This is a genomic window from Castellaniella sp. WN, assembly GCF_054457555.1.
In genome coordinates this window covers 623,294-635,499 of sequence record NZ_JBTKZC010000002.1, presented here as the reverse complement: position 1 = coordinate 635,499, position 12,206 = coordinate 623,294, and the positions used below count along the sequence as shown (strand labels likewise).

At 59.1% G+C, this 12,206-nt stretch carries 20 protein-coding genes and 1 pseudogene; 1 reads left to right on the top strand and 20 read right to left on the bottom strand.

What is annotated here, in order from left to right; all coding sequences use genetic code 11:
* Positions 1–22 precede the first annotated feature (22 nt).
* The 15 genes and pseudogenes from ACTPOE_RS16965 to ACTPOE_RS16895 form a co-directional block, all read right to left on the bottom strand.
* Positions 23–715, bottom strand: coding sequence for a DUF3800 domain-containing protein (locus tag ACTPOE_RS16965; protein WP_458873389.1), 693 nt, complete (start codon positions 713–715; stop codon positions 23–25).
* Positions 716–844: 129 nt separating this feature from the next.
* Positions 845–2,068 (bottom strand): IS110 family RNA-guided transposase, encoded by a 1,224-nt coding sequence (locus tag ACTPOE_RS16960; protein WP_458870713.1) that lies wholly within the window; start codon positions 2,066–2,068, stop codon positions 845–847.
* Between the two features lie 705 nt (positions 2,069–2,773).
* Positions 2,774–2,914 carry a hypothetical protein gene (locus ACTPOE_RS16955; protein WP_458873388.1) on the bottom strand — a complete coding sequence of 47 codons (141 nt, stop codon included), beginning with the start codon at positions 2,912–2,914 and terminating at the stop codon, positions 2,774–2,776.
* Positions 2,911–3,099: a hypothetical protein gene (locus tag ACTPOE_RS16950; RefSeq protein ID WP_458873387.1), complete on the bottom strand. Its 189-nt coding sequence runs from the start codon at positions 3,097–3,099 to the stop codon at positions 2,911–2,913. Before ACTPOE_RS16950 ends, ACTPOE_RS16955 begins: the two co-directional genes overlap by 4 nt.
* A gap of 345 nt (positions 3,100–3,444) precedes the next feature.
* A complete protein-coding gene (locus tag ACTPOE_RS16945) occupies positions 3,445–4,413 on the bottom strand; it encodes a tyrosine-type recombinase/integrase (protein ID WP_458873386.1) in 969 nt (322 codons plus the stop codon).
* A gap of 56 nt (positions 4,414–4,469) precedes the next feature.
* Positions 4,470–4,562: pseudogene (locus tag ACTPOE_RS16940) on the bottom strand (hypothetical protein); the annotation flags it as partial.
* A 62-nt stretch (positions 4,563–4,624) separates the two neighbouring features.
* On the bottom strand, positions 4,625–4,834 hold the full coding sequence (locus ACTPOE_RS16935; RefSeq protein ID WP_458873385.1) for a hypothetical protein: 210 nt from the start codon (positions 4,832–4,834) through the stop codon (positions 4,625–4,627).
* Positions 4,835–5,052: 218 nt separating this feature from the next.
* Positions 5,053–5,697 (bottom strand): hypothetical protein, encoded by a 645-nt coding sequence (locus ACTPOE_RS16930; RefSeq protein ID WP_458873384.1) that lies wholly within the window; start codon positions 5,695–5,697, stop codon positions 5,053–5,055.
* Complete coding sequence (locus ACTPOE_RS16925; RefSeq protein ID WP_458873383.1) at positions 5,681–6,100, bottom strand: hypothetical protein; 420 nt, start codon at positions 6,098–6,100, stop codon at positions 5,681–5,683. Before ACTPOE_RS16925 ends, ACTPOE_RS16930 begins: the two co-directional genes overlap by 17 nt.
* Positions 6,084–6,323, bottom strand: coding sequence for a hypothetical protein (locus tag ACTPOE_RS16920; RefSeq protein ID WP_458873382.1), 240 nt, complete (start codon positions 6,321–6,323; stop codon positions 6,084–6,086). Before ACTPOE_RS16920 ends, ACTPOE_RS16925 begins: the two co-directional genes overlap by 17 nt.
* Positions 6,320–6,676: a hypothetical protein gene (locus tag ACTPOE_RS16915; protein ID WP_458873381.1), complete on the bottom strand. Its 357-nt coding sequence runs from the start codon at positions 6,674–6,676 to the stop codon at positions 6,320–6,322. The genes ACTPOE_RS16920 and ACTPOE_RS16915 overlap by 4 nt, the downstream gene beginning before the upstream one ends.
* Positions 6,669–7,049, bottom strand: a complete 381-nt coding sequence (locus ACTPOE_RS16910) for a hypothetical protein (RefSeq protein ID WP_458873380.1) — start codon at positions 7,047–7,049, stop codon at positions 6,669–6,671. The genes ACTPOE_RS16915 and ACTPOE_RS16910 overlap by 8 nt, the downstream gene beginning before the upstream one ends.
* Complete coding sequence (locus ACTPOE_RS16905; RefSeq protein WP_458873379.1) at positions 7,043–7,336, bottom strand: hypothetical protein; 294 nt, start codon at positions 7,334–7,336, stop codon at positions 7,043–7,045. Before ACTPOE_RS16905 ends, ACTPOE_RS16910 begins: the two co-directional genes overlap by 7 nt.
* Complete coding sequence (locus ACTPOE_RS16900; protein WP_458873378.1) at positions 7,333–7,647, bottom strand: hypothetical protein; 315 nt, start codon at positions 7,645–7,647, stop codon at positions 7,333–7,335. The genes ACTPOE_RS16905 and ACTPOE_RS16900 overlap by 4 nt, the downstream gene beginning before the upstream one ends.
* 383 nt (positions 7,648–8,030) lie before the next feature.
* Positions 8,031–8,558, bottom strand: a complete 528-nt coding sequence (locus ACTPOE_RS16895) for a hypothetical protein (RefSeq protein ID WP_458873377.1) — start codon at positions 8,556–8,558, stop codon at positions 8,031–8,033.
* A 174-nt stretch (positions 8,559–8,732) separates the two neighbouring features.
* Here ACTPOE_RS16895 and ACTPOE_RS16890 point away from each other — a divergent pair, with 174 nt between their 5' ends.
* Positions 8,733–8,939 carry a hypothetical protein gene (locus ACTPOE_RS16890; RefSeq protein ID WP_458873376.1) on the top strand — a complete coding sequence of 69 codons (207 nt, stop codon included), beginning with the start codon at positions 8,733–8,735 and terminating at the stop codon, positions 8,937–8,939.
* Here ACTPOE_RS16890 and ssb read toward each other — a convergent pair.
* The 5 genes from ssb to ACTPOE_RS16865 are packed head-to-tail and all read right to left on the bottom strand — an operon-like array spanning position 8,936 to position 12,206.
* Positions 8,936–9,412, bottom strand: coding sequence for a single-stranded DNA-binding protein (ssb, locus tag ACTPOE_RS16885; protein ID WP_458873375.1), 477 nt, complete (start codon positions 9,410–9,412; stop codon positions 8,936–8,938). The two genes, ACTPOE_RS16890 and ssb, sit on opposite strands and share 4 nt — an antisense overlap.
* Positions 9,412–10,026 (bottom strand): lambda exonuclease family protein, encoded by a 615-nt coding sequence (locus tag ACTPOE_RS16880; RefSeq protein ID WP_458873374.1) that lies wholly within the window; start codon positions 10,024–10,026, stop codon positions 9,412–9,414. Before ACTPOE_RS16880 ends, ssb begins: the two co-directional genes overlap by 1 nt.
* A complete protein-coding gene (locus ACTPOE_RS16875) occupies positions 10,007–10,801 on the bottom strand; it encodes a hypothetical protein (RefSeq protein WP_458873373.1) in 795 nt (264 codons plus the stop codon). Before ACTPOE_RS16875 ends, ACTPOE_RS16880 begins: the two co-directional genes overlap by 20 nt.
* On the bottom strand, positions 10,798–11,907 hold the full coding sequence (locus ACTPOE_RS16870; protein WP_458873372.1) for a hypothetical protein: 1,110 nt from the start codon (positions 11,905–11,907) through the stop codon (positions 10,798–10,800). The genes ACTPOE_RS16875 and ACTPOE_RS16870 overlap by 4 nt, the downstream gene beginning before the upstream one ends.
* Entirely contained in the window at positions 11,904–12,206 is a 303-nt protein-coding gene (locus tag ACTPOE_RS16865) for a hypothetical protein (RefSeq protein ID WP_458873371.1), read from the bottom strand. Before ACTPOE_RS16865 ends, ACTPOE_RS16870 begins: the two co-directional genes overlap by 4 nt.

Genomic DNA, 12,206 nt, shown 5'->3' with positions numbered 1-12,206 from the left:
CCATTCATTGCGTAAGACCGATCTATACTGTTAGGGAACTATCGGCAGTATTTGCATCTGGTATCGCCTCTTGGGCAGATCGGCCAAATAGGTCTACCGCTCTATAATTATTGAGTGGATCAGCTAAAGAGATGCCACCATTCCAATATCCGTTATGCTGGTAGCGATACTGTAATGTACGCAATATTGCACCGTAACGTGTGCGCAGATTCGCATGTTGCGCAAAGCAATGTGTTTGATCTTGAATGTGGCGCAGACAGCAAAGCTCGGTTGTCATAGGAAACAGCAGAGCAGAACACAGTAGATCGCTAAGCTGTAGGCCAGCATGGTTATCGCTATGGCCGAATGTTGGCGCTTCGATCAGGTTTGGATAAGGATTCCCTGTGGAGCTATACATTTGCGTGAACACTGAATGTGATATGCCAGAGTTCTTTGCTTTATTCCTACTATCAGCAATTAGGATGCCATCGTCATTTTGACGTTGCAAAAAATGTTGGAGGCTTTCGCAAATTCGTTGAACACTGCTGCTATAGACAGATGTTCCGTCAAAGGCTCCACCAATTGGCTTAACGAAGATGCGGCCAACTATTCTTGCGTGATGGTTCGTCAGTATATCTAGGGCAGCTTTGATGACCCCATATGCGAACCGACGATCATTTCTTGATGTGCTTCGTGCCATACGTCGAATATCAGACCCCTTGATTTCAAGGGTCATCCAGTCATGGTAACGAGCAGCGGCAGGGAGTCGCTTAGGGAAAAAACGCTTCTTTAGCGTGAAAGACAGGCATTTCTGACCGAGCGCCCCCCCAGCCATCGAAGGCTGTAAGGGCTAGGGCGGTGCGGCTCAGGCGCTGGCAGGTTGGATAAATCCGAACTTGGTCAGAGCCTTGATCCAGCGTGGAGCGTTGCGTTGAACGGATAGGGCCTCATAGTCGGTGGCGCTGTCCCGGTAGTGTTCGCCACGCTGGAGTATGAAGAAGATCGTTCGCAGTATTTTGTGGCCGATGGCGATGATGGCCCGTTTATAGCCACGGCGCACCATCAAGGCCTGGAATTTCGATTTGAAGACGGATTGAGTACGGCTAGCGGCGTGAGCGAACTCGCACAACAGGCGCCGGACATACAGATTGCCCTTGCGAACACGACCGGATTTACGCTTGCCGGCTGATTCGTTGTTGCCGGGGCAGATGCCGACCCAGGAGGCAAGACGATCGGCACTACCAAAGACATCCATGTCGGAGCCGATTTCGACCAACAGCATGGCAGCCCCGATCTGATCGACGCCGGGAATGGTTTGCAGCAGGGCCAAGGCGTTGTGTTCGGATTTCAGTTCGGCGAGCAGCCGGGTATCGAAGCGAACGATACGGGCCTCGATTTCCTCGACATGCTGCATCAGTTCATCCAGGACGAAGTGATGGCTGGCCGTCAGGTCGCCTTGCAGGGCGTCGAAGATTTCCTCGCGGCTGGCCTTCAGGCGGCGACTGGCAAGCTTGAGCACCTCCTGCGGCGCTTGTCCGGCGATGATCGCCTTGACCATGGCGCGTGCCGACTGGCCGTGCAGATCACTGACCACCACCCCCAGGCGCACGCCGCTATCGGTGAGCACCTTGTGCAGACGGTTCTTCTCGCTGGCCAGTTGCCCGACAAGTTTCTGTCGTTGGCGGGCGATCAGGCGCAGTTCCCGCAGCTTGGCCGGCGGTACAAACGAGCCGCGCAGTAATCCCGCTCGCGCCAGCGTCGCTAACCAGTGGGCATCACCCACATCGGTCTTGCGGCCCGGCACGTTCTTCACATGTCGCGCATTGACCACCTTGGCGCAGATGCCACGCGCTTCCAGTGCCGCATACGGGCTCTTCCAGTAAATGCCGGTGCTCTCCATCACGACTTCGTCGGGGCGTAGTGACGCCACCCAGTCGGCCAGTTCCCGACGGTCTCGCTTGAACGCGCCGAATTGACGTTGCTCGATGCGTGCGCAGCCGTCTGCTTCCTCGATCAGCGCACAGGCCGTGATCTGCGCCTGATGAATGTCCAGACCGATCACCCGTTTGTATAACGCTCCCAGTTCCATACCACCTCCTGTCGATTAGACTTAAGGGTGGAAGGTGGCGGGTGCCGGGACTGAACGTGCCTGAAGGCGACATGTCGCCAACGGCCTGTTTAGCGTGCGCTCTCTAGGGAAGCAATCCGGGGTGCGAGTCAGTCCGGCCGGTCACGTTAGCCGCGGGGTCGAGCCGCCAAAAACTTTTACGACCTTCACCCAACACCTTCCACCCCAAAGTCTCTTTCATCTTCAGGGGTGGTGCCTACCACCATGATCGTTAGTGCTATGAACTCACGCGTGACCCCTGCGACTTCCCTTGCAGGTAGGATGAGTCCGGAAATTACGAAAACAGGCTGAATTGAAGATGCCGCTGACGGCAGTGCGCCGGTGCATCCGGCCTCGTCGACATAGCAGATGTACATAGTGGCCCCGTAGAAACAACTAAAGCCACCGAAGTGGCTTTAGGATTTGCCGCCAACGGAGCTAACCGTGTTCGGCTTCGGATTTTCATCCGCAAACGAAGTGTATGCTAAAAAAATTCGTAGCGCAACCAAAACGTTAAAACTATTCGGAAACTGGCGTTTTTTCATAACGCATTGAAATAAAAGTGAATTTATCGTTTCCCATTCATAAGCTAAGGGCAGTAGGAACCTTGTCGCAACGCTTGGCAACTGTTGGGAGCGGTACACTTTTAGACAACAGGAGCATTTCGCGGTTGTAGTCGTTGTGGACTCACTTCGCCATCCACTTGTGCAGCAAGCGTTTTTTCAAGGCTTCACGCTCCTGCGGGGTGCGGCCTTGGCGACCAGCGAAGTCTGCCGCCATCTCAGCTTGCCGGGAAATGGGCCAGTACGATCGGCCATCTTTGCTCATCGCCCCACATTGCTGACTTCGCTTTTTTTCAGGGTCATGTGCGTGTCAAGGGCTTCTGCCGATGCGCTACCAAGCACCGCCTTCTCCTGTGAGCGCCAGCGTTGATGCCAAATCTTCTTGTCTTCACGCTCGCTGGGACTGCTGGTATGTCCTACGATTGGCGTCTTGCGGCGGCTACGACTCATGATCCCTTCCTTGACTGATTACAACGGCTCTCCCTGCGCGGCGGGCTTCAACAGCAGCCCACTCAGGCTGATAGTACGCAGGAGAAGCCACCGGGTGGGCCATGCAGACACCATGCGCCCCTCAAGTGTCAACAACCACCGTCGGTTGACACTTCGTTGACACCCAAACGAAAAAAGGACCTACGCCAGAAACGTAAGTCCTTGATTTCATTTGGAGGCGCAAGCCGGAATCGAACCGACGTACACGGATTTGCAATCCATAAAGGCTGTATAGGCAAACAGTGAAACTACTGTATATCCAGTGCGAAATACTGAACATATAGACAGTGGAAAGCCTGTCGTATGTCAAGATTTCCCCACACTCTTTTTGCCGATTGCTGACAGCGCATTGTGCAGGTCTTGGGTGCCCAAATGCGAGTACCTAGCAGTCGATGCCTGCGACTTGTGGCCCAGCACTTTGCCGACAGTGTAGAGCGGCACGCCGGCCTGCACCATCCCGGACGCCGCGCTGTGCCGCAGATCGTGCAGCCGCAATCCTGGCCGCCCGATTGCCGCCGCGCCTTTTTTCAGCCAAATCATGAGCGATCGGTAGCTGATTGACGGCGGCAGCTTGCGGGCGTAGCAGGCGATCTTGCCCACAATCGGCACAATGCGCGGATCTCCGTTTTTGGTGTCGGCCAGCACAAAACGTCCGGCATCGACCCCCGCCGTCCAGATTTCACTCCTTCGCATCCCCGAATAAAACGCGATCAGAATGATGCGGCGGGCCTCTCGTTTTGGGATGGCTCGACACATACGCAGCACCTCGGGCCGGGCCACATATTCCTGCCGCGCATTGTTGACCTCGGGCAGCGTCAGGTGGCCCGCCGGGTCTGGAATCTGTAGCCGCCTGTCTCGCCAGATCAGCCGGCAAGCGGCCCGAAGCAGGGCAATGCGCTGCTTGATCGTCGCCGCCTTCCACTCGCCCGTCTTGTCGTCCGTGATGGCCTGGGCCACATCCGGCAGCTCGTTGAGCCTGCGGCCCTCATACCATGGCAGCGTGGCGTTTAAGTGCTGGGCGGCCTGCATGTGGGATTTCAGGTGCTGCTTTGCCTTCAGGTAGTGGACCACTGCCACATCGATTGTCGGGACATTCTGCTCTACTCCCTGGGCGATTGCGTAGAGCCTGCCGCTTTCCTCCCGGTCGAACTTGTCGGCCTGGGCTTGAGTCCAAGTTTGCGGAAGTAATTTCGTGCCTCGGACCCGGTTTCCATGGACAACGCGGTCGAACTCAAAGCGATATCGACGGCGCTTTTTATCGTAGTAGATCGACATGACTCCTCGTACTCCACAATGTCGCGCTCATCGAATCGGATCAGCCGGCCGATCCGAATGCAGGGGATCGGCCCCCCGGGCGCCGCCAGTTGCCGCGCCTTTGTCCTGCTGATGCTCAGCCTTGCGGCCAAATCGGCGGGGGTCAGCATACATCCTCCCTACAATTTCCATTCTTTCCGCGTCGTCTCGATCATGCGGGCGATTTCATCTGTCACTTAACCTCCAGCGTCAGCGTTTCCGAGTGATGCCGCTGCCCCAGAACCCGAACGCCGGCGCTCCAGTTGATCGGCTCGCCCTCCAAGCGGTTGAGTTCGCCCGTGATTGTTGAGAGCCCAAGCTGACTGACCAGCGAACACAAGGACGCGCACGTGCTGGGCGTCAGATGATCGTGATTGATCTCGATGATGGTCCTGGTGCTCATGATCAGTCCTCGCTCAAAGTCTTCTCGACCCGCGCCAGTCCTCGCTGTCGCAAATCTGTCATAGGGTTTTTCACTAGGTTATCCACGGTGGCTGTGGGTAAGTCAGGCATCGCCGGTCTCCTTCGCTGCGCTGCCACCGGTGCCGTCGCGCCACGGACATTGTTCATACGGGCCGAGCCATCCGGTGCCGCCGCAGTGCTTGCAGATATTGCGCATGATTATTCCCCCTGCGCTGCGCGAGCGGCGTCGATAGCGGCGTCCAGTTGGCGACCAGTAAGAAGATCATCTCCACTGCTGCACCAGACCATTGCGTCTCCTGGGCGGATAAAACGGTATCGCTCCGCATCCTCCCGATCCTGGGCGCAGTCAGGGCACGGTTCGCCGCCCTCATCTGGCGCATAGTAGGACGGACCGCCGACCCAGCCGCGACCGCCGCAGGTCTGACATTTCTGATCCTGGGCGCTGGGCTGGGCCTGTGCGGCAATTTGGGCGGCATACAGCTTCGTGCCAGCAGGCAGCGACTTGCTCAGCAGAGCGTGCGACCGAACATCACCGGACCCGTCCAGGGGTTCCATCGTGAAGACCTCTCCCACCGGCTCCTGCGCTACAGGGGCGGCAGGCCGACCGTAGCGGGCAAGTAGGGCGCGGGCGAACGCGATCATGTTGTCAGTGCGGGCGGTTGCCAGCATTTGCCTCGACAGAGCGACGATTTCCTCGTCGCTCGGCACCATTTTCGTGGCGTCACAAACATGGTCTTTCCGGTCGGCTTCGACTGCTGCGCGGGCGTATGCGCGGGCCTCGGTCTCGACATCGACGAGTGCGCCGGGCAGCGGAGGCAGGGTGATGTTAGTCTTGGTTGTCATGCGGTTGCTCCTTCGGATCCGTGCCTCTGTAATAGTGGACGGCCCTCTCGATAGTCGGGTGGCGCTCGCTGATGTCGCCTTCTCGCTGGCGCGGCCACATACAAATGGCGACATTTCGGAAGTTGACCGGGCGAATCTCGACGCGGATGCACTCGTCGTGAGCGCCGATTACCAGCGTGGTGAGGCCGGCCATATCCCATGTGGCAAGGCGGCCGTGGTCCACCACGAACCGCACACCGCGACCGTATTGCCAGTCTGCCTTTTCAAACGTGCGCGAAAAGTCGTAGGGGCCGCAGCGCATTGATTTGCACAGCAGCACTACGGCGCGGCGCTGGAAGTCAGTCAGCTCGCGGCCGATGGCATGCTCGACCCATGCGGCGCGTCCATCAATTTTGGTTGCCATCGCTGCCTCCCTGTTCCTGTGCGCCAACATCCTCGCGCATCGGTTGCGTTCGTGCCGTCCAAAGAACAATTGCCCAGACTGCGGCGGACGCAGCAGATCCAGCGATGACACCGGCGATCCAATCGCTATTTCCAAGCCCGGCGAGCGGGAAGAAAAATGTTCCAGCCGCTGCGATAGGCACCCCGGGATGGGCGCGCAGGCGTTTCCAGTAGGTTTTCATCATGGCCCCTCCTGTGTGAGTGCGGCGCGGGCTACGTCATGCACGTGCCGCCAGATAGCGCATTCCGGCTCCGGGCTGTGTGCCAGGAACAGTTCCAGGGCATTGCGCACCCGTTCGTAATCGGCCAGCAGGGCGCGGATGGTTTCGGGGTGGGCAGCGGCTATGTAGCCAGCATCCACCTGCTCCATGCCGCCGCCAGAATCCAGGCGACGATAGTGGATGCCTCCCTTGCTCGTGTCCGGCCAGATGACCGCGCAGCCCGGCGTGTTGAAGCTGCCGACCTGCTTCCATGTCCACTTTCCGGGTTTCGGCCCCGCGTCCAGCGCGGCCCGCAGGTCAGCGTAGCGGTCAGTCATGGCTGATCCCCTCTAAGGCGTTCGTCCGTTCCAGAGCTGTCTCGGCAATGACAAGTACGCCCTGGCTGATATCCATCACGCCGTCTTCGGCACGGTCTTTCAGGTCGTTCAACACACAGGTCAGCGCGGCATGCAGCATGCGGGCATCGTCTCGATATCCGTCGCGTGACGCTTCGAGGTTCTGGATGTCGCTGCGAGTGTCGGCCTGGGAGTATGCGTACCCACGTCGGTATGCCAGGAACAATTCGTTCACGTGCCCGTCCTGGTAGATCGCGCCTTTCTGCCACAGTGATTTTTCTTCCCGGTCGAAGCGTCCGGAATGGCAGCGCTCGAACGCCGTCATCAGGTCGTAGTGTTCTTCGGTCATCAGCATTTGGATTCTCCTGATAGAGCGGCGCGGACATCGGCAGCGGCTTGGTCGTATGCAACCCTGCGGCCGTCGTGATAAACGTTGCCGGATCCCCTAAACATTTCGTCGGCGTTGTCGCGGCCTGCCTGAAAACCCCTTTCGAGGCGAAGCAAGGCATCCCGCAGCCGTGCTATCTCTGCTGTCTGGGCGTCGATGTGGTCACACGCATCGTCTACGGCATCCCTTACGCTGACGGGCAGCTCGAAATCGAAGGTCACGAGATCGCGCAGCTTCTGTGTATTGATGGTCATGATGGATCTCCCAGGGCCGCATCCGCTTGGTCGAGGATCTGCTTGATCGTGCGGGTTTCCTTTTCGCACGTGATCTGATCGCTCTCGCGGATGACGTGTCGGGCGTGGCAGCAAACTTGGAGGGCTCCGGCTGTCCAGAGCAGCGCGGCTCGCAGCCGGCCCATTTCATTCGCAGCCGCATAGAGTTGGCTAACACGTTCCTTTGCCCTGGCTGCGGCCTGTGTGCGCAGCGGATGATCGACAGCCAGAGTGCTGGTCAGGGTGTCCAACACTTCGGCGGCGTCTCGGATGGTTTCGGTGTTGATGGTCATGCGAATAGCTCCCTCTGCTTCGGCTCCGTTGCTGCATGAGCGGCCAGCAATCGACGATTCGCCGCCCATTGCAGCAGCAGGAATCTAAAACTGCGTTGATGTGGCTGTCGCCGCGCTCTGGCCTCACGCAGGTAGACGCGGGCAATCATGATGTGATCGGCGCGGGTCATCGTGATTGGCCCGGATAGGGGATGTCGCGCCCCGGTTTCTGGCGCTTTTCCTTGCTGCGCTTGCTCATGATTTCCCCTCGGCTTTGGCGGCGGCAGCCCGGCGGGCGCCACCGGTACCGTAAGCACTGGTGCGGGTTTCCGGGGATTTCTGACTAAGCTGCGCGCCGCCGCACTCGGGGCATTCCCATGCGTCAAGGTCCTGGTGCTGTGTGCTCATGACCGCTCCCTGGCTGCAAGCATGGCGTCGGCAGAGGAAAGGGCCTTGGCAATCGCGATCTGTTCAGCCTCGCGGCGTGCCTGGACGTCCAGCGCCTTGCGTTCAGCCTCTTCCGCCCGTTCCGCCTCTTCTGCCTGCTCGACATGGAGGGCCAGGGCAGACAGGATCTCAAGGACTTTGGGCTCAAGCGCGGCCTGGGTTCCGGCGCTCGCCCAGCTGCCGTTGTCCCACACGACAATCTCCCGACCGCTGACCGGCCTCGGGTGCGGGTCTCCGTACGCGCGCGAGTCCTGACACACAGATCTGTTCCAGCCGTCGCCATCGGTGATCTCGATCCTGCACGTATGGTTGACGTGCCAGAAGTTCGTCATCTTGATCGTTCCGCTGATGATGCCTACGGGATGGCTTCGGAATGCACTACCGTCCCACCAGCCGGGAAACTTGAATTCCCTGGCTCGGGCCATCAGGGCGCAAAACTCTGCGGGGGAGGCCAGTGCCTTCGCGGCGCGTTCGGTAGCTGTCATCTTCAATCTCCAATAGGGTGGGCAGCCAGACAGCGCAGGAATGGGGGGCCGCTGCTGGCTTTTGAGTGCCCGTTGATTTGGTATAGGCGCGACTATCCGAGGCCGATGGCCTGGGTGCGCGGGGTTGGGGGTATGATTTGTGGGCGCCGTGGTGGCGCGGGGAGGGTTTTTTGAATGAACAACAAAGAGCGGCTGGAAAAACTCAGCGCACTGTCTAGGAAATTCGGTGATGCGTGCGCGAGCCTGGATTCATTTCTTGAAACCAGTCCCGATATCTACGACGATGCAGTTAGGGATAGGCTGACAGAACTTGAGGATCGAGTTTCTGCCGTCGCCCAGGAATGGAGCGAATTTACCCAGCAACATCGGGCCGGGAACTAGAACGGAATATCTGACCCGTCATCCCACGCAGGATCTCCCGCTGGTGCCTGCTGAGCCATGCTCTGCCGGGCCTGTGTTGGGGCCTGGCGCTGTGGGGCCGTCCTTTGCGGCGCTTCCCGTTGCCCGCCATCCTCATCCCGCCCGCCCAGCATCTGCATCTGGTCCGCGACGATTTCGGTGCTGTACCGGTCGGCGCCGGTCTCCTTGTCCTGCCACTTACGGGTTTTGAGGCGCCCTTCGACGTAAACAGAACGGCCCTTTTTCAGGTATTCGCCCGCGATCTCGGCGAGCCGGTTATAGAACACGACACGATGCCATTCGGTGATCTCTTTTCGCTCGCCGGTATTTTTGTCCTTCCATGATTCGGTAGTGGCAATCGAGATATTGCAGACTGCCGCACCATCAGCGGAATATCGAACTTCAGGGTCTCTCCCCAAATTGCCGATCAAAACAACCTTATTCACGCTTGCCATTACGCCGCCTTTTTCTGTATGAGTTTGACCATTTCATCGACCTCGATCAGGAACTGAGCGACGGCGATTTCCAGGTTTTTGATGTACCCCTCGTCTCGCATGACACGCACGATGACGAGATTTAAGGGTTCCGGCAGGGTTTCGTTGTAGGACACGAAATCGCACCAATTGCGCTTGGCGATCCATAGATTCCCTTGCACCTGCGGGACATACTGACTCGGGATTTCCCCTGACAGCAGCACCTCAATGTGGATCTCGCGCACCTGGCGTTTGGCCTCGAATAACCCGTCGACCTCAATCAGGCCGTCAGGACTTGCGCCGGCCATCATGGTTGGATGCGGGATGAAATCCGATTCGATGACATTGCGCCCAGTGCGGGCGATATACGCGATACGGGCGAACGGCTCCTGCTCTTGCCCTCGTCGCGTATCAGCGCTTGAGAATCCCTCCTCGCGCGTCCCCGTGATGCGCTCCAGGGCCAGGACGCGCTTTAGCTTCTGGCGCCCCAGCGATTCGCCGCCCTTGGGTCCTTTGGCCAGCACATCGGCAAAGTTGCTCGCCGTTGCCCGACCAAGCCGAGCGTGGAACCATTCTTCACTTCCCTGGTTGCTCATTGGCGGCCTCCAGTTCGGCCTTGCGGACCTGAAAGTAGGGCAGGAACTTCTTGCGCTCGTCAGCCTTCAGCGTGTTCATGATCTTGGCCAGGTCCTGCACGGTCTTGGCCTCCTTCATGGCTGGGTGTTCAACGGGACTGCCGGCCGGAGCCGGGTTGCCTTCGCTGTCCACGGCTGCACCGCGCAGTTCATCGGGAAGATCCTCGATGTCCTGGGTGAAAATGTCAGATGCCCCTAGGGCAGTGAGCGTGAAATCGATCTGTGCCCGCTTCTTTGCCATCTTGAGGACGGTGTTGGCCAGATCGGCTGGCTCGGTGCGCACCTGCTGAATTTGCAGGATGTCGTGGCGGCGGCTAGTGCGATTCCATGACTTCTGGAATTTGATGCGCTTGCGAGACTCGGGGAATGCGTCGAATTCTTCCTCGCAGATGGCTGTGCGCCACTTGTATTTTTCCTCGCCCGTGGAGCACTCGCCCACACCCTCACCAACATCGGTGCCTGTCGGCTGGTGAAACCCGATCACTTTCACGCGATAGCGGATTTCATCAGCTTTGGACAAATCCTCGACCTCGATTCTGGTGCCCATATGAAACGTGGTCAGCAGTACCTCGGACCCGGCCTTGTAGAGCGTCGGCTTCTGAGTGCCGGGGATTTTGCCGTAGTGTGTGTCTTCCTTCATCACGGCTTGCATGACCTTTTGCACGGCATTGATCCGTTCGCGCATCTGGTCAGCAGACATGATCTGTGTACGCGGAGCCTCTACGATTGCGTTCATGCGAATTCCTTCAGGAGTTCCTTGCTGGCCGCGTCCAGGTCTATTGCCAGCAGCCATTTGATGACACTGGATTCGTGGACGCGATAGTGCTGGGCCAGGGTTCCGATGATCGCCTGAGCGCCCGGCCCGTTCTGCTCAAACTGCACGCGCTCACGACGGGCGGCTTCTGCGGCTTCTTCGTCGGCCTTCCTCTTTGCGGCGGCGGCCTCAGCATCTGCCTTGTCCTGGGCGGCCTTGGCTGCCGCGTCACGCTTGGCTTGTTCTTCGGCAGCGATGGTGTCTAGCCGGTCCTGTTCGGCTTTTGCGGCTGCCGCCTTGGCTTCCTCGATCTCGCGGCGCTGCCGGTCAATTTCATCCTGCTGGGCTTTCATTTCAGCCTGCTGGCGCTCGATTGCGGCTTTGCGTTCGACCTCTTCGGCTGCGGCCTTGGCGCGGGCCTGCGCTTCGCGCTCTTCCTGTTCGCGGCGCTGTTGGTCCAGGGCCTCGCGCTCATCTGCCAGCCGCTTGGCTTCGGCTTCCTGCGCCAGGACGGCGGCGCGCATGTCTTGCAGCTTGGTCAGCGTCTGCTGTTTCGCAATTGCTGCCTCGCCGGCACGGTCGCCGAATCGTTCCAGGGTGATTTCCACCGACTCGTAGACATCAATCGCAGCCGCCAACTGCTGCGACGAGCACCCGGCGTGGGAGACAGCCCCGTCCTTGATGGCATCAATAGCGCCTTGCACCTGTTGCTGGCGCTCTGCTTCGATGCGCTCACGCTCCGCCTTTTCCTCGGCTTTGCGGCGTTCCTCGGCTTTGATCAGCTCGTCGATGGGGGCCTCGATGGCCATGATGGCCTCAGTGTATTCCTTGGCCTCGTCGTCGATTCGCTTGCTGTAAGCCAGGGCAGGGGCCTTCAGTGCCTTCCTGATTTTCTCGACGTTGTAGCGGACCTCGCGGACCTCGGCGCGGGCGGCCTTTGTGGCTTCCATATCCTTCGTGGTGGCCACGGAAAATACGGTCTTGCCGTACTTATCCTGCATGGCCTGGATGCCAGCCCGGATCGGGTTGTAGGCCGCGATGGGTTTTTCAGGGTCCAGGACCTCGACTTCAATGGTTTCAGTGTTCACGCGTATGCTCCCCATTCGTTAAATGCCAGCTCGGCGGCGTCAGCGCGGGCCTGCTCGGCCTCGACGTGAATCGCTGCGATCAATTCCTGTTCGATTGCCGCCCGGTCCTCGGGCAGCATCTCGCGCTCGATGTGCGGTGCGGGTTTGTCCTGCATGTCCAGCACCGAAAAATCAACTTCCTCGGGTGACCCCGGGTCAGCCCAGTCGATCGGGCCGTTCAGAACCGGGCTGTCCTCTTTGCGGTGATATGTCAGCCGGACGCGGCAGGGGATGCCCTGGATGTGGGTGTCGAGGATCAT

Coding starts and splice junctions, on each gene's coding strand:
- ACTPOE_RS16920 (WP_458873382.1), bottom strand. CDS start 6,323: ATGATGAAAACCTACTGGAAACGCCTGCGCGCCCATCCCGGGGTGCCT.
- ACTPOE_RS16930 (WP_458873384.1), bottom strand. CDS start 5,697: ATGACAACCAAGACTAACATCACCCTGCCTCCGCTGCCCGGCGCACTC.
- ssb (WP_458873375.1), bottom strand. CDS start 9,412: ATGGCAAGCGTGAATAAGGTTGTTTTGATCGGCAATTTGGGGAGAGAC.
- ACTPOE_RS16910 (WP_458873380.1), bottom strand. CDS start 7,049: ATGCTGATGACCGAAGAACACTACGACCTGATGACGGCGTTCGAGCGC.
- ACTPOE_RS16895 (WP_458873377.1), bottom strand. CDS start 8,558: ATGACAGCTACCGAACGCGCCGCGAAGGCACTGGCCTCCCCCGCAGAG.
- ACTPOE_RS16945 (WP_458873386.1), bottom strand. CDS start 4,413: ATGTCGATCTACTACGATAAAAAGCGCCGTCGATATCGCTTTGAGTTC.
- ACTPOE_RS16925 (WP_458873383.1), bottom strand. CDS start 6,100: ATGGCAACCAAAATTGATGGACGCGCCGCATGGGTCGAGCATGCCATC.
- ACTPOE_RS16950 (WP_458873387.1), bottom strand. CDS start 3,099: ATGAGTCGTAGCCGCCGCAAGACGCCAATCGTAGGACATACCAGCAGT.
- ACTPOE_RS16935 (WP_458873385.1), bottom strand. CDS start 4,834: ATGAGCACCAGGACCATCATCGAGATCAATCACGATCATCTGACGCCC.
- ACTPOE_RS16875 (WP_458873373.1), bottom strand. CDS start 10,801: ATGAACGCAATCGTAGAGGCTCCGCGTACACAGATCATGTCTGCTGAC.
- ACTPOE_RS16865 (WP_458873371.1), bottom strand. CDS start 12,206: ATGATCCTCGACACCCACATCCAGGGCATCCCCTGCCGCGTCCGGCTG.
- ACTPOE_RS16915 (WP_458873381.1), bottom strand. CDS start 6,676: ATGACTGACCGCTACGCTGACCTGCGGGCCGCGCTGGACGCGGGGCCG.
- ACTPOE_RS16905 (WP_458873379.1), bottom strand. CDS start 7,336: ATGACCATCAATACACAGAAGCTGCGCGATCTCGTGACCTTCGATTTC.
- ACTPOE_RS16965 (WP_458873389.1), bottom strand. CDS start 715: ATGACCCTTGAAATCAAGGGGTCTGATATTCGACGTATGGCACGAAGC.
- ACTPOE_RS16900 (WP_458873378.1), bottom strand. CDS start 7,647: ATGACCATCAACACCGAAACCATCCGAGACGCCGCCGAAGTGTTGGAC.
- ACTPOE_RS16890 (WP_458873376.1), top strand. CDS start 8,733: ATGAACAACAAAGAGCGGCTGGAAAAACTCAGCGCACTGTCTAGGAAA.
- ACTPOE_RS16880 (WP_458873374.1), bottom strand. CDS start 10,026: ATGAGCAACCAGGGAAGTGAAGAATGGTTCCACGCTCGGCTTGGTCGG.
- ACTPOE_RS16960 (WP_458870713.1), bottom strand. CDS start 2,068: ATGGAACTGGGAGCGTTATACAAACGGGTGATCGGTCTGGACATTCAT.
- ACTPOE_RS16955 (WP_458873388.1), bottom strand. CDS start 2,914: ATGAGCAAAGATGGCCGATCGTACTGGCCCATTTCCCGGCAAGCTGAG.